The sequence below is a fragment of the Pseudomonas sp. EL_65y_Pfl2_R96 genome, from assembly GCF_963970905.1.
In the GTDB taxonomy this organism is placed as follows: domain Bacteria; phylum Pseudomonadota; class Gammaproteobacteria; order Pseudomonadales; family Pseudomonadaceae; genus Aquipseudomonas.
The window spans coordinates 43,369-63,822 of sequence record NZ_CAXAQH010000002.1 but is presented as its reverse complement, the minus strand read 5'-3'; the positions used below and the strand labels follow the sequence as shown (position 1 = coordinate 63,822).

At 62.4% G+C, this 20,454-nt stretch carries 1 protein-coding gene; it reads right to left on the bottom strand.

Going from position 1 to position 20,454, the window contains the following annotated elements:
* Positions 1 to 57: 57 nt before the first annotated feature.
* The gene (locus AACY49_RS03125; RefSeq protein ID WP_339521578.1) at positions 58 to 20,034 is read right to left on the bottom strand and encodes an amino acid adenylation domain-containing protein; all 19,977 of its coding nucleotides are present in this window, start codon (positions 20,032 to 20,034) and stop codon (positions 58 to 60) included.
* Between the last annotated feature and the right edge of the window lie 420 nt (positions 20,035 to 20,454).

Here is a 20,454-nt window from a genome sequence, read left to right as displayed (position 1 = left end):
GCTTCAACTTCCCTGTGTCGCGTCTGCTGTGGGTGAATGGGTGTTTGCCCTGGGGCGTTACATGATCGCTGCCAACGCCGCCAGCCTCTCCCCTAACCTGTCCTGCATCGCCGCCATGGCGCCGGATGTGTGCGCAGAGAGCGCGATGTGTTCATGGCCGAGAAGACCGGCCAGACTGTGGTGCCCGTCGATTTCGTCACTTTGCAAGAGCTTGAGCAGCGCCAGTTGGTGCAGCTCGCCCGCCAGCAATTGCTCGAGCGCGCGCAGGCCTTCCTCGGGTTCGATGGAGCCCAGGCCGAGCGCGGTCATCCGCTCCCGATAACGGGCATCACTCACCGTACCGACGCTGCCCCAATACCCCCAGTTGATCACCTTGATCGGGCACGACCATTGGCCCCTGAGCTGATCGGCAAACGCATCGGCGAAGGTACAGCCCGCCGCGTAGTTGCTTTGGCCGGCGGAGGTGCTGAAGGACATCATCGAGGAGAAAAACATCACGAAATCAAGCGCGGCAGCACTGTCCCCGAACGTGCGGGCCAGTGCCACGCTGGTGGCGACCTTGGCGTTCAGCACGCTGGTGAATGTCTGCTCATCCATGTTGGCCAGGCTTTGATCCTTGAGAACGATGGCCGAATGCACCACGCCATTGATCGGGCCAAAACGCTCGGTGATCTGCTGTTTCGCCATGGCCAGTTGCTGTTCGTCTGCGGCATCGACTTGCAGGTAAACCGGTGCCGGGGCGTCATGCATCAGGCTGACGGCGGTGAGATCGTCAAGTTTGGCTTCCAGTTGCGCATCCAGCGCACGGCGACCGATCCAGATCACCCGGGCGCGATGTTGGCTGATCATGTGTCGGCTCCAGACGGCCCCGATTCCCCCGGCACCACCGATGACCAGATAGACGCCGCCGTCCCGATAGACCGGCAGGCGGGTTGGCGTTGTGTCGGCCTTCACCTGCGCCAGTTGGCGAAACCACCATTGGCCTTGACGTAGTGCCAGCAGTTCACCTGAGGCGACGCCGGCGAACGGTACTGCGTCCAGCAAGGCCAGACGCTCATCAGGCAAATCCGCGAGCTGCACGATCCAGTGCGGATACTCTTTGGCCAGTGAACCCGCCAGTCCATGCACCGCCGCGTGAGCCGAACGGCAGGACTCGCCGGGGCGGATGCCGATCGCCTGATTGGTGACCAGGGTCAAGCGCAGAGGCCGAGGACCGTAGCCCTGACTCAGCAGCGCCTTGATCAACCTGAACAACGCCACGATGCCGTGCTGCTGCGCCGCGATCAGGTCAGTGCTGCCATCGTCGGGCGGTGCCAGCCACATGACCTCGGCCAATCCGGGCCGGGCGTGCAGTTCGGCTTCGTAGTCGGGCGGCGAGTCGTCCACCCATGCAGCCTGAGGATAGAGCTCGGCCAGCGCCTGACGACGGGCCGGGGTCGCACCGAAGATCAACCTCGCGCCATGGATGTGCTGCCGCTCGCTGACCGTGCCGTCGACCACCGACCAGATTGGCGTCATTAGCTGCTGTACTTGTTTCGTCACCGGCTTTTTCGCAGCCGCCGTAAGCTGTCTCGAGCTCAAGCCGACAAACCGCGCACAGATACGTCCCTGATCGTCACACAGATCGATATTGATCCGGCCAGCCGGGTTGTCGGCGAGGTCGCTGCGCAACACGGCCCACATCTCCCGCTGACACGGCGCGATAATCTCCAGCCGCTGCAAGGCAAAGGGCATCACGAGCGACAGCGGCGCAGCGCCGCGGTCGTCCAGTGGCAGCAGCATGCCGATGGCGGCCTGCAATGCACTGTCGGTCATCCCTGGCTCCAGCCACCATTCGCCATCGGGAAAGCTGCCCTCCAGATTCAACTGCGCCAGCACTTCGCGCTGGCCGCCCTGCTCCGCTATCAGCAGCTGGCGGATACCGCGATGGCTGGCGCCGTACGCCAGGCCCATCTGGTCGAACAATCGATAGACTTCGCGGTCGTCCAGGCGCCGTTGCCAAGTGCGGTCGCGCCAGTGCGCCAGATCCAGTCGCTCGGCTACCGGCTGCACATCCGTTATCACTCGGGCCTGACAATGCGGTTGATCGCCGTCTTCGCCAAGCACCGTCACCGCAAGCTGACCATTCACGCGTTCCAGGTTGACCCGCAGGCGACGCGGTGCGGATTCTACCGTCAGCGGCGCCAGCCAGTTGAGCTGCTCGATGACCATGGCCTGCGCCTCACCGCCCACCAGTGAATGCGTCACCGCCGCCCTGATCAGCTCCAGGCAGGCAGCACCGGGCAGCGTTTTACGCCCGTTCACCACGTGGTCGCGCAACCACGGCTCATCACCGCTGAAGACGCTGGTGAATTGCTGATGGTCGAAGGTCGAACTGTTGCGACGCAGCAACGGATGCAAGCCCATCGGTGCCGAAGTCAAGCAACGGGCACCCGTGGGCGCCCAGTACCGGCTGGTGGCGAAGGGATAAGTTGGCAGGCTGATGCGCTGGCGTCGCTCGCCGCTGGCGGCCCACAACGCCGTCCAGTCGATACGCAGCCCCGCGCTCCACAGCTCCAGCAATTGTTGCTGCTCACCGTTGGCAAACAACCTGGCCAACTGCTCGCGCCACTGGCTCGGGAAGCGGTTCTTGAACTGTTCGACGTGGTCGCTGCTGGCGTTCGTGTCACCGCAAATCCAGCCACGGCTGTCGCCGCCAGCCAGACCGCGCAAAGCGTCGCGCAGGCTTGCCATCGAAGCCGTGATAAATGCCGCGCGATGCTCCATCGCCTCGCGACCTACCTGCAATGTGTACGCAATAGCGGCCAGCCTGTGAGTAGCCGGCGCCTGCTCCAGTCTGGCGAGCAGACGGCTGGCGGTCTGGCGCAACTGCTCAGGCTCGCGGGCAGACAGCATAATCATTTCGGGCTTGCCATCGGCAACGGATACCCGATTTGCTTGCAAGTACTGCGCAACGATCAAGTGGGCGTTGGAGCCGCCCGCGCCAAACGAGGAAATCCCGGCGATGCGCGGCATTGGCTGACCGTCGTGCGACGGCTGCGGCCAATCGCGCAGGTGCTGGTTGACCTCGAACGGGGTCGCCGCAAAATCGATAAAGGGGTTGAGTGTCCTGGAGTGCAGCGAGGGCACGATTTGCCCGTGTTTGAGCTGCAAAAGCACCTTGGTCAAGCCGGCGATGCCGGCAGCCGCTTCGCAGTGACCGATGTTCGATTTCACCGAGCCGATCCAGCAGGTCTGCGCAGGTGTGCGCTTACCCAAGGCATTGGCCAGGCCAGCTATTTCGATCGGATCGCCCAGACGAGTGCCGGTGCCGTGGGCCTCGATGTAACTGATGGCCGCCGGGTCAACCTGCGCATCCTTGAGCGCGCCGCTGATCGCGGCCTGCTGCGCCCGTGGATCGGGCACGCTGTAACCGGTGTTCTTGCCGCCGTGGTTGAGGTAGCTGCCCTTGATCAGCCCGTAAATCTGATCGCCATCGCGCTCGGCATCCGCCAGTCGCTTGAGGATCACCACACCCACGCCTTCGCCCGGCACATAACCGTCCCCGCCTTCACCGAAGCTGGCGCACTGGCCCTGGCTGGAGATGAATTGGCCGCTGCTGAGCATCAGGTACTTGTTGGGATGCAGCGTCAGGTTGACACCACCGGCAATGGCCATGGTGGTGCGACCACTGCGCAGGTCCTGACAGGCCAGATGCAGAGCGGTCAGTGAGCTTGAACACATCGAATCGAGCGACAGGCTCGGGCCTTGCAAGTTGAGGCAGAACGACACCCGGTTGGCGATACTCGCGCTGGAGCCGGCAAACCCCATGCGCTCGCCGCGCAGGCTGGCTTCTGCGCCCAGCAGTTGGTATTCGCTGTACATCACGCCGGCATAGACGCCGACCTGCTGGCCGTTATCACCGAGCTGGCGGCTGTAGCCGGCGTCTTCCATGGCCGCCCAGGCAGTTTGCAGAAACAGTCGCTCCTGCGGGTCGATCAGCTCGGCTTCCAGCGGCGAAATATTGAAGAACAGCGGATCAAACTGATCGATGCCGTCAATAAAGCCGCCCCACTTGCTGTTGTGCACCCCGCTCACCCTGCGGTTAGTGCTGTAGTAGTCGCGCCAGTCCCAGCGTTCGGGAGGAATTTCGCCGATACTGTTTTTGCCCTGGCTGAGGTTCTGCCAGAAGGCTTCAAGGTTATCGGCGTCAGGGTAGCGCCCGGCGATGCCAATGATCGCGACATCGTCGCGCTGTTGCGGGGTCGGCGGCAGATGGTACGCGGGGCTGTCGAATAGCCGGCGCTGTTGATCGCGGGTTGCGGCGACGGGTTCGGTAACCGCCGTGGTGTTTCTTGATGCCAGATAGTCCGCCAGGGCCCGGAGGCTGGAATGCTCGAACAGCAGCGCGGGCGATAGCGCGCCAAAACGTTGTTCGAGGCGCCGCGTGAGGTCGAGGATCTGCAACGAGTCGATACCATGGTCCTCGAAACACTGCTGGTCATCGATCTGTTCCGGCGGCGTGTTCAAGGTACTCGCCAGCAAGGTCCGCAGCTGGATTATCAATGGCTCCTGTGGCGGTTTTCGCGCCTGCCGCGTGGCCAGATGGTCAGCCAGGCCCTGCAGGCTCGGGTATTCAAAAAACAATGTTTTGGACAATGCGCCGAAGCGTTTTTCCAGCGCGGCGGTCATCTCCATGATCATCAGCGAATCAATGCCGTACTGTTCAAACGGCACGTCGTTATCCAACCGCGACGGGCCGATCTTCACCGTATTGGCCAACAACTGACGCAGCCAGGCCAGCAGGTTTTCACCGTCTATAGGCGCTGCCTCGACAGCCGGGGTCGATTCGTGGCTGAGCAACGCGACCAGTTTGTCGGTGTCGCCGGCCAGCACCATCAGTTGGTCTTCATTGCTGTGCAACGCCTGACAGAACGCCTGAATGCCGGTGGCGCTGGCCATCGCTTCGATGCCGGTGCGTTGCGCCAGAACGCGCCGCGCCGTATCGCTCATATGCAGACCACCTTCGAGCCACAGCGGCCAGTTGATCGCCAGCGTGCGGCCATGCCGCGTTCCCGTTGCGACCTGCTGATTGCGCAGGCTGGCGAAGGCGTCCAGATAGCCGTTGGCAGCGGCGTAATCCGTCTGTCCGGCGTTGCCCAGGACGCTGGCAATCGAGGAGTACAGCACGAAGAAATCCAGCGCCGAGCCGGCACTGAAGCGGTCGAGATGGTGCACGCCGTCAACCTTGGCGGCGAACACAGCGGCAAAGTCCTCCCTGGGTTTGTCTGTCAGCAAGGCGTCGCGGGTGATGCCGGCGCAATGGATGATCCCGTGCAATGCGCCGTGATGGTTGACGACATCAGCGATCAGGCATTGAACCTGATCGGCATCGGCCAGATCCACTGCGCGGTAATCAACGCCAGTACCCAGTTGCGCCAGCTTGTCGACCACTGACGGTGCATCGGTCGGCGTGCGGCCACAGAGCACGACACGGGCCTGAGGCGCGGCAGCGATGATCGCTCGCGCCATGACCGTGCCGACACCGCCCAAACCACCGGTAATCAGGTAGACACCCTCTGGCCGCCAAGGCGCGGGAGCATGGTCCAGCGGCTGGTGGCGCCAGCTCAGTTGCTGACGGCGCAGTGTGCCGGCATCGGCCAGATAGCGCAGTTGGCGCTCGCCAGGGTCTGCAGCCTCGGCTGACAATTGCGTCAGCAGTTGCTGCGTGTCGAGCCCCGGTGCCACTTCTATCAGTTGGCTGATGAGCGCCGGTTGTTCGCGGCTGACGCTGCACAACAGGCCGCCGAGACCGCAATAACCGTGAGGGTCGTTGATCGGGACCAGCAGTTGTGTCAGGCAGGGCTGGCCAGTGCGGAGCAAGGATTTGAGCTGTTCGGCAAGCGCCAGCGCGGCGTGTTGATAGTCACCCTCTGGCAAGGCGAAACAACTGATGCCCCGCGCCTGTAGAGGCTCCATCAAGTCGTAAAACGCGTGCGTCAGCACCACCTGAGTAATGCCCTGCGCTACTGACGTACCCGTCTGCTCAGCGTCGCGCCAGTTTTTGTGACACAGCAGTCCGCCGCTGGCGCCAAGGCCTTGGCCGGATACGGTCTTGAACGACAACTGATTCAACGTCGCGCAGCACTGGCCATTTTCATCGAACAACGCCAGATCAAAGCGATAACCGCCCGGCGTGGTCCCGACGCTGCGGATCTGCACTTGCAGGATCGCCGGGCAGTCGGAAAACAACACGCATTCACCCAGACCGTCGGGCAGCAGCAACGCCGGACGCTCGCCCAGTTCATCAAACAGCAAGGCCATGACACCCTGCATGGCGGCATCCAGCAACGCCGGATGCAGGGCGAAACCGGCGTTCAACGCCGGGTCTTGCAGGGCGACACGCGCCAACGCCTTATCGTCCTGGCGCAACAGCGACAGCAGACGACGATGACCGATGCCATAGTCGATGCCCATCACGGCAAAGCACTGGTAGCAGGCTTCAACGTCCATTACTCGGGCGCCGAGGCTGTTGAAGTCGAGTTGCGCCGCCTGGACCACGGCGGTGGCCGCCAAGGCCCGGCAATGCAGCTGCAACTGACCGGCGCGATCGTAGGAGCAAATCCCGATCTGGTATTCGCCCTCTGCTTGTACCGACAGCTCAAGGAACAGCTCGCCCTTGTTGGCGGCGTCAATGCTGAATGATTGAAGCCAGGCCAGATTGCGAATCACCAGCGACCTGCCCGCAGGCACCGCGCCGCCCAAGGCGTCGGTCAAAGCCGCCTGAATCATGGCGATCATCGCCGCCCCCGGCAGAACGCCCTTCCCGTTGACCTGATGCTCAACCAACACGCTCTCGCCACCGGTGAACCGGGTCAGGTAACGCAAGCCGCGCAGGTCCGACACGTTGCGATGTAGCAGTGGGTGCAGCCGTTCCTCGTTCGCGATAGCCGACACGACTGATTGCTGCGGATCGCGCCAGTAGCGCTCGCGAGCAAAGGGGTAACCCGGCAAGCTGAGCGGCGCGGGCGCGCCCTGCGGGTACATCAGGCGCCAATCCAGGGTGACGCCGCTGAGCCAGGCGTCGAGCAGTTTTTGTTGCTCGCCGCGTTCGATCCAGCCGACGATGTCGGCGCTCGAAGCCTGAGCGTCAGGCTTGAGCCGGCCACGCGCCTGCGCGCCGCCGTTGTCGATGAAATCCCGCAGCCGGGTTTTCAACTGGGTCAGTGAACTGACCAGCAATCCGTGGCGATGCTCCATCGCCTCACGAGCGACCTGTAAGGTAAAGGCCAGCGCCGGCAGATCGGCGTCGCCAAGTGCGTCCTGCGCAAGCTCGTCCAGCAACAGTCTGGCTTGCTGCACCAATTGCTCGCGGGTCCTGGCAGACAACGGGATGATCGCCGGTTGCTGCTCATTGACGGCAATCTGTGGCCGCACCCTGTGGTCTTCGTATTCTTCGATCACCACGTGGGCGTTGGCGCCACCCGCGCCGAAGGAAGACACCGTGGCAATGCGCTTGAACGTCTGCAACATGCCGTCGATCAGCACTTGCGGCCGCGACCATTCGGCCAGCGACTGCTGCACGGCGAACGGGCTGTTGACGAAATCGATCTCCGGGTTGAGTGCATCGGCGTGCAGTGACGGCACCAATTGGCGGTGCTGAAGTTGCAGCAGCACCTTGGTGATACCGGCGATGCCGGCGGCGCTTTCGCAATGGCCGATATTGGATTTGACCGAGCCAATGGCGCAGTACTGCCTGACGGGTGTTTGCACACCGGTATTGAATGCCCGCGTCAGACCGGCGATCTCGATCGGGTCGCCCAGCGCGGTGCCGGTGCCGTGGGCCTCGACGTAGCTCACGGCTCTGGCATCGACACCGGCCCGAGCCAGCGAATCAACTACCAGTCGGCTCTGGGCCAAGGGATTTGGCACGGTGTAGCCATTGGTTTTGCCACCGGCATTGATCATGCTTGCTTTGATCACGCCGTAGATACGGTCGCCATCAGCCTCGGCCTGCGCCAGTGGTTTGAGCAGCAATGCGCCCACGCCCTCGCCCGCGACAAATCCGTCGGCCTCGGCGCCGAACGCCTTGCACTGCCTGCCTGCGGACAACATCTTCATCTCGGTCAGGCCCCTGTAGTGAACAGGGTCGACCACCAGATTGACCCCGCCGACCAGCACACAGTCGCTGACACCGCTGTGCAGGCTTTCCAGCGCCAGATGAATCGCGGTAATTGATGACGAACAGGCGGTGTCCACCGCAAGGCTCGGGCCTTGGAAATTGAATTGATAAGACACGCGGTTGGCCACCGACCAGTAAGTGGACTGGCGGGCGTAGGTGCCATTCATTACGCCGACAAACACCCCGACCCGATGCCGTTCGGCCAGCCGTCCCGGCGTGTAGCCGGCATCGCTGATGCAGTGATAGGCCTCTTCCAGGAACAGCCGTTCCTGGGGGTCCATTTTCAGTGCTTCGCGGGGCGAAAGATGAAAGAACAGCGGATCGAACTTGTCGATTTCACGGATGAAGCCACCCCACGGGGTATAGATGCGGCCCGCCGTGCCCGGTGCCTGATCAAAATACTGATGCCAGTCCCAGCGATCAGCCGGCACTTCATCAATGCAGTTCTCGGCATTTTTCAGGTGCTGCCAGAGCTCGCGAACATTGTCGGAGTTGGCGTAACGCCCCGCCAGACCGACGATGGCGACATCTGAACCGCGCGCCATTGCTGGCGTGTTGTCGGTTGCCTTGGCGATAAAGCGCGACTTGCCCGGTGTGATCAATGGCTCGACGCTTTCGACTGCGGATGGCGCCACGGTTGCCGTTGTCTGATCAAGACCCAGCAGCGTCTTGAGCCGGTCTTTCTGCGTGACGACAAAATGATCTGCCAGCGCCTCGACGGTCTGGTATTCGAAGAACAGCGTGCTGCTGATCCCTGCCAGTTTGTCGCGCAACAGGTTGGTCAGCTGCACCACCAGAATCGAGTCGATGCCATAGGTTTCCAGCGCTTCACGGGCGTCGATCTGCTCGGGCACAATTTTGAACAGCCCGCCGATGACCTGCTTGAGGTAGCGGACTGTCTCGGCTTTGAGCTGCGTGCTGCTGACTTCGGCCATCGGTGCTGCGATAACGCCGGATTGTGGCGCTCGCGGCGCCTGAGCAGCCACTTTCGCCCAGTTGACGGGCGCTGTTCTGGCCGGTTCGACTTTATCGCTGCGGTCCTGCCAGACCATGCCATTGCTCTGGGCGATGACGATCTGCTGCCCGAGGTCGTGGTCGGCCAGCGCCGGGAAGTACACCTGCCGATACCCTTCGCTTTCCAGCACCTGCTTCCACTGTTTTGGCGCGAGCGCCGGGCCGCCGGGCATGCGCAGCTCCGGGTCGTCGAACAGCCACCAGCCCTTGAGCAGACCGAAGGTCAGGTGGGTAAACAGACCATTGCGCGCAATCTCGTTGATCAGCACCAAGCCATTGTGTTTGAGCGCGGCCTTGGCGTTTTTCAGGGCCCGGTGCAGGTCTTGCGTCGCATGCAGGACGTTGGTGGCAATCACCAGATCGTAGGCGCCAGGCGTGATGCCCTGTGCTGCCAGCGGCTTGTCGACATCGAGCAGCTGATAGCTGAGGTACGGGGTTTGCGGACCATAGACCTGCCGTGCGTGCATCAGGAACACCTGGGAGACGTCGCTGTAGCAGTATTCAGCAATCTGCGCTTGATACGGCCGCAGCTTTTCAAAGGCCCGCGCGCTGGTGCCGCCGGTGCCGGCGCCGATTTCCAGGATCCGAAGCGGCGTCTGTGGCGACTGTTCCAGACGGCCCCTGACAAATTCGAGCATGGCATCGAGCAACACTTCGTTGAAGAAGTCGGACACCGGATTGTCCTTGTAGATGCCCTCGACCATGGACATCGAGGCGTCGGGGAACAGGATGTCGGTGGCAACGATCCGGCCATCGAGGATCTGCGGCAATACACGCAGGGTCGCTTCGGCGAGCAGTGCTTCGGCTTTAAGGCTGGGTTGTTCGAGCCAGGCCGGCTGTTGCGCTTCCCATTCGTGCCACAGGGCTTCGACCGCCAGCGGTTGCGGGTGGGTGACACGGCAGATGTCGCCCTCCAGCTGCACGTAGCCGCGTTGGGCCAGCTCCTCAAGACTCTTGTCGAGCCAGCGCTGATACATCGGCAACAGGCCACTGCGTTGCATCATTTCGGTGACCGATTCGCGCTCGCGACGCAAGTAGCCCAGTTGCTGCAACTGGGCGTAGAGCAAGCGAACTTGCAGTTCGTCGAGGGCCGCCTTGTGTGTCTGTACCTGTGCCGTTGCGCTGCGAACCTGCTGATTGTCCACCCGTAGATTTTTCTGCATCCGGGTGATCAGCGATGGGTAGGCAGGCGGATGAATTTCGCCGTACTCACCAAAAGGCCCGGCAGGATGTCGTGCCAGCGCCAGGTGGTTGAACGTGTCACTCAATCGCTGCGAAGTGCGCAGGAAGGTCAACTGGCTGAGCGGGGCACCCTCATCACGGGCACCCAGCAGTGTTTCCAGCGCCAGCATCGCCTGTTCGCCTTCGATTGAACCGAGTCCGACGTCGGCCATTCTGCGCCGATAGTCATCACTGGCCACTGAGCCGACATCGCCCCAATAACCCCAGTTGATCACCTTCACCGGGTAGCCACGGTGTTGCGCCAGATAGTGGCCGAAGGCGTTCTTGAAGGTGCAACCGGCGGCGTAATTGCTCTGGCCAGCCGACTTGGTGAAGCTTTGCAACGACGAGAAGAACAGCATGAAGTCCAGCGGCTGGTGTTCGAACACCTCGGCCAGCCGTACGCAGACATCGACCTTGGCGGCGAGGCCTGCGGCAAATTTTTGCGCGTCCATGCGCGCCAGGCTTTGATCCTCAAGCTGGATCGCCGCATGGATCACCCCGTGAATCCGGCCATGCTCGGCCAGCACTTGCTTCACCGCCTGTTGCAGCGCGGCGTGGTTGCTGGCGTCGGCGCTGATGTAGTGTGGCGCGGGGCCAAGCTGGGCCAGTTCGCTGATCGCCGCGTCAATCCGGCTGTCCTGCTCGCGACGCCCCAGCCAGATGACCTGGGCGCCACGGGTGCGGATCAGGTGTTCGCTCCACAGCCGACCAATGCCGCCAGCGCCGCCGACGACCAGGTACACGCCGCCATCGCGGTAAAGACTTTCGGCAGCCACTTCGGCTGGCGGCAGGCAAGGCGCCAGATACTGGCGATACCAGACGTCGTTACGGCAGGCCAGCGTGTCGCCACGCGGATCGGCGGGTAACGACAACAGATCCAGACTCGGCCAGCTATCGCCTGCCGGCAAGTCCACCAGCCGCACTAGCCAGTGGCTATATTCCTTGGCCATCACGCCGATCAGCCCGTGGAGGCTGGCGTGAGCGGGCGCCACCGGTTCAGTGGTGGCCTGATGCAGCGGGCTGGCTTCACCGAACACCGTCAGCGTTGCGCGGGTGATTACCGTCCATTTGAGAGGTTGCTGATCCAGCGCCAATACCAACAGCGCCTTGATCAAGCGGAAGCAGCTCTGCACGCCAGTCTGCTGGGCGTTGATCATGCCGTCGGCGCTTTCGCCCATCGCCTTTTCCGTCGGCGCCAGCCACAGCAGATGCTCCACCGGGCCTGCCTCGCCCAGCAGCCCGGTGAGTTTTTCGATGGATTCGCTGCCATCCAGCAACAGCGAAACGGCGTGCGGATAACGGGCGGTCAACTGTTGCTGGCCTTGGAGATCATTGGCTATCAGCAACAGCCGGGCGCTGCTTGGTGGCAACGGTTGAGGACTGACCCGGCGCCATTTTTCCACCAGATAGCAGTCGGTCTGTGGGCGGTCGTCGAGCATCATCTCCAGCGGTGACGGCGCCTTCATTTCGCGCAAGACAAAACCCTGAAGTGCGACGCAATGCTCGCCCTGCTGATTGTAAATGTCGATATCAAAGCTCGACTGCCCCGCCTCCGTGTTCTCGGCACCGGGCCGCACCCAAGCCCATATCTGCTCACCCAGTGCCCCACCGTTCTGCTGTAACCGGGCCAGCGCAAAAGGCACTCGGGTTTGCCTGAGTTGCGGTGCTGCACCTTGGTCAAGCTGATCTGCTACCAGCAGGCCCACAGTCGACTGCAAGGCGCCGTCCATCAGGCTCGGGTGCAGAACAAATTGTCGGTGGCCGGCACTCAGGGACGGGGGCAGTTCGATCCGCGCCAGCAACTGCCCGTCGTCGATATGCAGTTCGCGAACCGGTCGGTGGCTGGGGCCGTAGTGGATGTCGATGCTATCGAACAGCCGGTAAAGCGCATCGGCGTCGAGGCGATGACCCTTGATAGCGGCTTGCAAGGACGCCAGCGATGCAGCCGGTTCGAGCGAGTTTTGCAGCAACACGGCTTCGCCCTGGCAACACAGGGTTTGCTGTTGGTGTTCGCGAATCTCGAACGTCAGCCGATGGGGCTCGACGCTGTTGATGTGGATATCGACGGTGGCAGGTTCATCGCCCTGCTCGCCGAGCATCAGCGGTTGCGACCATACCAGATTGCACAGACTCACGGCGCCGGACGATGGCAGCTCGCCGAGGGAGCGGCTGATGGCTTCTCGCGCCATCTCCAGGTAGGCCACGCCGGGCAGCACTTTCTGGTTACGCACGCGATGATCTCTCAGGAAAAACTCATTGCCGCTGAACACCGAGGTGAATTTCTGTTGCGACAGATCGGACACGTTGCGGTGCAGCAACGGGTGCAAGCGGGCCTCGCCGACCTGCTCAGCCTGAGGCGGAAAATGGAAGTCGCCGGACACCCAGATCCGCTCGCGGGCGAAGGGATAACCGGGCAGGCTGATCCGTCTGGCCGCGCCCGTGGTCGCCGCCCCGAACAGCGCCCAGTCGAACGTCAGCCCTTTGACCCACAGCTCCAGCAACTTCTGGTATTTGCCTTTATCGGCCCAGGCCGCCAGCGTTGCCGCCATGTCCTCATCGTGGGCCAGAACCGCTATTGCGGCCTTGTTGTCTTGCACCCGACCGATATGCAGGCCGTCGAAGCAGCCACAGTGTTCCGGGGCCTTGATCAGTTGCGCCAGGCCCTGCGCCAAACGCTCCTGCAGCTCACTGATTGCGGCGACGCTGAAGGCCAGGCGATATTCCAGCGCTTCCCTGCCCCGTTGCAGGGTAAAGGCCAGGTCCGCCAGACGCGGCAGCTCGCCTTCCGTGTCGCACCGTTGCAGGAACTGCTGCAAACGCTCGACTTGCTGTTGCAGCTGGGCCGGGGTTCTGGCCGACAGCACAATGATCGCGGGCTGCCCGGCAACCGGCTCGTCCCGGACAGGCGCCACGTATTGGGCGATGATCACATGGCCGTTCGATCCGCCAGAGCCAAAAGACGAGACCGAGGCTACCAGCGGATACTCGCGTTCGCGGCCATCGAGATTGAGCAGCGGTCGACGCCACGCTTGCAGTTGCTGAGGAATGTAGAACGGCGAGTCGGCAAAGGAAATTCCAGGGTTGAGACGACTCGAATGCAGCGACGGCGCCAATTGGCGATGCTTGAGTTGCAACAGCACCTTGGCGATCCCGGCGATGCCGGCTGCCGACTCCAGATGGCCGATGTTCGATTTGGCGGAACCGAGCGCGCACTGTTGCGCCAATGCCGGCTCGCTGCCGAGTACCGCGCTGCGTCGGGCAAAGCCCTGTTGCAGACCGCTGATTTCAATCGGATCGCCCAACGCGGTGCCCGTGCCGTGCGCCTCGATATAGCTCAGCTCGCGTGGATTCATGCCGGCCTTTTCCAGCGACTCGGCGATCATTGCGCCTTGGGCATTGGGGCTCGGCACGGTGTAGCCATGGGTCTTGCCGTTATGGTTGACCGAGGTCGCGCGGATGACGCCGTAGATATTGTCGCCATCGGCCTGCGCCCGGGCCAGCGGTTTGAGCAACACCGCACCAGCACCTTCGCCGGGCACAAAACCATCGCCGCCTTCGCCGAAACTGCGGCAGCGGCCATCGGTCGAGGACATGGTCAGCTGCGACTGGATAAAGTATTTATTGGGGTGCAACGACAAGTTGACGCCACCGGCCAGCGCCACCTGGCACTCGCCGCGTTTCAGACTCTCGACGGCCAGGTGCAGCGCGGTCAGTGAGGACGAGCAGATGGTGTCGATGGCCATGCTCGGGCCGTTGCAGTCAAAGACGTAGGACACGCGATTGGCAATCGAACCAAACGATGAATCCACCGCGTCATCGGCGCAATCGGCGGCAGCAGAGCGCGTATACAGCAAATATTCGCCATGCATCACGCCGACAAACACGCCCATTCGTCCCTGGTAATGACGTTGCAGTGCGGCCCGATCGTAGCCCGCGTCTTCGAGGGTATGCCAGGCGGTTTCGAGGAAGATCCGTTCCTGCGGATCCATGCGTTCGGCGTCGCGCGGCGAAATGTTGAAAAACAGTGGATCGAAGCGGTCGACGCCGTCGATGAAGCCGCCCCACTTGGTGTTGATCTTGCCTTTGAGGCTACGGTCGCGGCTGTAGTAATGATGGTGCTGCCAACGCTCGGCGGGGATCTCGCTGATGCTGTCGACTGCATTTTTCAGGTTGTCCCAAAAACTGTCGACATCCGGTGCACCGGGAAAGCGCCCGGCCAGGCCGATGATCGCAATCGGTTCGTCGCGCCCCTGGCGTCGGTTTGTTTCAGGACGTTGTGCTGCTCTGGCGGACTGGGCGGCTTGTTTGGCGGGCGCCTGAATCCCCAGTATTTGGCGGCTGCGCGATGGATGTTCGGCAGCAAACCAGGTCGCCAGTGCGCTGATACTCTGGTGCTCGAAGAACAGCGTGCTGGACAACTCGCCAAACGCTTCTGCCAGCCGCTGGTTGAGCGAGGTGATCATCAGCGAGGTCAAGCCGTAGCGATCAAAGCTTTCGAGACTGTCGATGCTGTTCTCGGGAATTGCCGACACCCTGGAAAAGTGCTGCTTGAGATAGCCCTCAAGCGCCGTTTGCAGCGTGTCATCTCGCGCTGGCGGCTGTGCAGATTCGTCTCCGGCACAAGCCACGATATGACAGTCGACGGCTGCAAAGGGGTATGGCGCCAACGCCACTCGCCGAGAGTCATGCCGGGCAATCTCGGCCAGATCGCTCTCGCCGACGACCCAGCGGCTGGCGATAGCGTTCAGGGCGTGGCGGTCGAGGCCGCGCAAGTCCAGTTCGAGAGCAGCCGGTTGCGCCTCTCTGGCGAGGGTGCCACGCAGCGCTGACTGGCTATGCTCGGCCTTGAGTAACGTCAGCAGCTCGGCTTCGGTGTCGGCCACCAGCACCAGACGATGGCCGAGCGGGACCCGGCCGACACAGAGGGTGTAGCTGATATCGCCGAGGCTGGCGTCGCCCAGGCGTCCTGCCTGCAGATCGTCGGCAAAAGCCGTCACCACTTGTTCAAGCTGCGCGCGGCTAGCGGCGGTAAAGGGAAACAGCCAGGGCCCGACGGCCTGCGTCGTTGCGGCCTGTGGTGGCGGCGCATCAAGGATCAGGTGACCACCGGAGCCGCTGGCGCCGAAGGCGTTGATCAATGCACGTTGCGGCCCTTGCCACTCACTCAACGTGTCGGCGATGGCAAGGTTGCTGTTCTCAAGTCCCACAAGTGGACTCAACGGATTGCAGCCGAGAGTCGGCGCTATTTGTCGGTGTTTGAACTGCATCAATACCTTGGTGATCTGCGACAATGCCGACGCCGATTCGAGGTGGCCGATATTGGCCTTGATCGACCCGACTTTCAGCGGCAGATCACCGAGGCGGCTGCCGAAGACTTTGTTGATCGCCGCAAACTCGGCCCCGTCCGCCAGACTGGCGCCAGGCGCTGCGGCTTCCACGTAGCCAATCGCCTCGGCAGGCAGCCCCGCCTGTTGCAGCACCCGGCGCATCGACGCGGCCTGACTGTCGGCGCTCGGGGTGCCGTAGCGAAATGTCTTGCCGCTATGGCTGATAGCGGTGGTGCGGATGACACCGAGGATCTGATCACCGTCGCGCCTGGCGTCTTCAAGTGGCCGGATCAACAACGCGCCAACGCCTTCGCCCGCCACCCAGCCGTTGGCGTTAAGGCCGAACGGGTGCGACTGGCCGTCGCCGGACAACAGCGCAAGCGACGTCAGCAGCTCAAGGTGTGAAGGATGACTGATCAGATTCACGCCGCCGACAATCGCCGCCTGACATTCACCCTGGCGAATACTGCTGCATGCAAAATGCAGGGCCGTCATCGCTGACGAACATGAGGTGTCGAATGCAACGCTGGGGCCATTGAAGTCGTTGAAGAACGACACACGGTTGGCAATCGCCGAGAGGAACGAGGTGGTTCGCTCGCCTTGTTCGCCGGGCTGGTGGTGCTGGTAATCGCCCCACATCGCGCCGACAAATACACCGACCCGCTCGGCCCTGCGCCGCAAACCGGCGGCGGTATAACCGCTGTTTTCCAGGCAATGCCAGACCGTTTGCAGGAACAGGCGTTCCTGAGGATCCAGGGTCTTCGCCTCGGCGGGAGTGATCTTGAACAGCAGCGGATCAAACAGTTGCTTGCCGGCCAGCGCGCCGACCGCCCATTGTGGCGAATCCGCGCTGACGTCGTCGCCATACAGCAGCGATTCGCGGCTGACGGTATTGATCGCCGAGCGGCCAGTGCTGAGGTTTTGCCACAACTCTTGCGGATTGGCGGCTCCGGGATAGCGACCGCTGATGCCGATGATCGCCAGCGCGCCGTCATTCGCATACACAGAGGCGCTACGGCTGCCACTGTGGAGCTCCAGCCGTGGCCAGCCCACCGGAAGCAACTGCGTGACGGTGCCGCCAACGAAACTGTGCAGCAGTTCGTCGCCCTCATCCAGGTCAAAAGCGCCGCGAATTCTGTCGAAGTACATCGAGCCGATTGGGCACAGCCCGATGCCGAACTCAGCCTGTTTCTCCAACAGCAACTGGCCGATTCGTCCGGCCTGGAGGAGGTTGAAATAACGACTTTCACCGCCGTAAGCCGGTGAGCGACCGGCGATGATGAAGATCCGCAACCGGGCCTGCTGCGCGTGTTTGCGGTTGAACGGTGTGTAGCTGCCATTGAACGCCAGTGGATCGCCTTCGCCAATGCGACTCAGGCTATGGCTGTCGCGATGGTAGCGGTAAATGCCGGGAGGCGGACATTGTGCCTCGCCGTGCCCGGTGGTCGGCCCGGCCAGGTGCAGGTAGATCTTCAGGTCCAGTGCGGCGTCGGCGTTGTACAAATAACCGCTGCCCTGCCCGGCTTTCAACAGACTCAACAACCGGCTCAACTGCGCCACGCTCAGTGGCTCGCCTCCGTACTGTCGCTTGGCGGCCCGCAGTCGCAGTGCATCGGCGCTGACCGGGGCAGTGGGCAGTTCGATGACGCTGTCACCCTGCTCCGGCAGATCATGGCGAATCTGGCGTTGTTGGCGGTGCAGTTGCTCCAGCGCCTCCTTGCCCGGCAGGTCAAAACCGTTGTTGTTTTCTGCCAGGAACTCAGCGAACAAGTGGCCGGGCTGCCCAGTCAGAACAGCCGGTGAGTCGCCCTCGATCAGGCAATGCAGCAAACGGTGGCTCGGCTGCAACTTGAACAGCGCGACCACCGCCGCGACGTCCACGTCATAGGCCGGTGTCAACGCGATGTCGAAGTCCGCCTGGCGCGACAGCAACAGTTGCTCGATATAACCCGCTTCAAGCACCAGCAGTGACGGGGCGGCATGGTTGTAGAGCGGCGTGATGGCCGCGGTTTCGGCGACCAGAAACAGCGCAAAACCGGCTTCGGCCAGTTGCGCGCGCTGCTCCGCACGCAGGGCCTGCGAGTCCAGAATGGCCGGCACACTGACGGGTAACAGACGGTTGAGCCGTGGCTGGTAGTACCAGGCGCCGCCCGGCAGCCCCCCGATCCGCCCCTCGGCGACATACACATAACACTGGATGGCGTTGAGGCCGCCAGCCGATGAATAGAGGTATTTGCCCTCGCCCTCCAGCGTCACTTCGCGCAATAACGAGAGCAGGCAACCCAGCCGTTCAAGGCTGGCGGGTGAAGCGTCGTCGGTTCGCTGATAAGCGCGCGAATCAAAGCGCACCGTCTCCAGCCGAATCAACTCATGGGCGGTTGGCTGTGGCGGCGGCGCGGCCTCCACCAGCGGCGCCTGCTCGGGTGTAACGCCCTTGGCCTCGAGAATAAAGGCCGTGACGGCGGCAATGGTCGGTTGCTCAAGGAACATCTCGACCGGCAGCGTCACCTGGTACTGCTGATGGATGCTGTGGACCGCTTGCACTAGGGTAAAGGAGGTTGCGCCCTGATCAAAAAGATCATCGTCAACCGCCAGCTCATTGATGCCGAGCGCCTCGATAAAATAGTGTTGCAGCCAGGCGGTCAGTGCCTGGGGATCCACGGCTGGAGCCTGGGAACTGCCTGGCGAGAGGCCGTCACCGGCCAGCAGCGCCTGACGATCCGCCTTGCCATGGGGCGTGACCGGGATCTGCTCGACGAAATGAACCAGATTCGGCGTCATGTACTCGGGCAGACGGGATTTTACGAAGTCGCGTATCGCCTTTTTATCCAGTCCCTCGGCGACGACATAGGCCACCAGTTTGGGATCTTCAGAGCCGGGATCCTTGACCAGCACCACCGCATCGCTGATCAACGGATGGCTTTTGAGGGTGTTTTCGATCTCGCCCAGCTCGATGCGAAAACCCCGCAGTTTGACCTGCGAGTCGAAACGCCCCAGCACTTCGATCTCGCCATTGTCGAGGAAACGTGCCTCATCACCGGTGCGGTAAAGCCGGGCGTGGGGTTCAGTGGAGAACGGATCGTGGACGAATTTCTCAGCCGTCAGCTCGGGCCGATTGAGATAACCCCGAGCCAGGCCGACGCCGCCAATGCACAGCTCGCCGGTCTGGCCTATCGGCACCGGATTGGACCCGGCATCGAGGATGTGGATTTGAATATTGTCGATGGGCCGGCCGATCGGCACGCGCTGGTCCTCGCGCGGTTCGGCGAGCCACCAGGTGACGTCCACCGCCGCCTCGGTCGGGCCATAGAGGTTGTGCAATTGCGCGCTCAGCAGCGCGCGACACTGCAGCAGCAGGTCGTGGGTCAGTGCTTCGCCGCTGACAAACACCTTGCTCAGTGACCGGCATTCGCCAACCGCCGGGTGCTTGAGGAAGAAGCGCAACATGGATGGCACGAAGTGGCAGATGGTGATCCGCTGCGCCTTGATGATGTCCACCAGATAGTGGGCGTCTTTGTGGCCTTCCGGCCTCGCCATGACCAGACAGGCACCGCTGAGCAACGGCAGAAACAGCTCCCAGACCGACACATCAAAAGTGTAAGGCGTCTTCTGCAGGATCCGGTCAGCCGGCCCCACGGCGTAATGGCGCTGCATCCACAGCAGCCGGTTGCAGATCGCCTTGTGCGGCAACATGCAGCCTTTGGGCCGACCGGTTGAGCCCGAGGTGTAGATCACGTAGGCGAGATCATCAGGGCGATTGATGGACGCGGGATTGGCGTCGTTTTCGTGCAGCACTTCGTTCGCGGGATCGTCCAGGCACAGCACTGCAACGTCATGGGCCTTGAGGCGCAGCTCAAAACGCTGCTGCGTCAGCACCACGGTGACCGAGGCGTCGTCGATGATCAGGGCCAGCCGCTCCTCGGGGTAACCCGGGTCCAGCGGCAGGTAGGCGCCACCGGCCTTGAGGATGGCGAGCAGCGCGATCATCAGCTCAAGCGAACGCTCCATCTGCACGCCGACCAGGCTGTCGGGGCCGATGCCGAGTTCGCGCAGGTAACGGGCCAAGCGATTGGCTCGGCGATTCAACTGGCAAAAACTCAGGCTTTGATCGTCGAAGCGCACCGCCACGGCGTCAGGGCTGCGTTCCACCTGTTGCTCGATCAGCTGCTGTAGGCACTGGTCCAGCGGGTATTCGTGGTGGGTATCGTTCCAGCCGGCAATGATCGCGCGTTCCTGGAGACGATCACCGAGCTGAGCTGCGGGCGTAGTGCTCTGTGCACCGTCATTCGTTGAGTGGTTGTCTGACACTGCGCGACTTCCCTGTCAAGTTGGGCCGACGTCATCGGCGACTTTTGATCCGTGTCACCCGTCAGCGCGGCACGCTCATGTAAGCGTCTTGCCGTGCGAGCCTTCAGTCGATTACCGGGGGATTGTTCGGGTTTTTTGTGCAGCTAATGATTGAGGGGCGCGTTGCTGCGCAAGCTAACCGTCCTCGAAGGGACGCTTGTGACAAACTCACAGGCGCCTGCCCGTGAGAGAGAAAAGCGGAAAGCAGCCCTCGGCCTTCCTGCGGTGGCAAGAATTTGGGCTGTTCAATGTAGATTCAGTGAGGAGCAAGACCAACACATCCGTGTTCCTGAACACAGTAATTCCCTTTACCAGTGAGTGCCTGAGGCTTGCCAGCGACAATGATGCAGCCTTGCGCCATTGTAGACTCGCACCACTTGA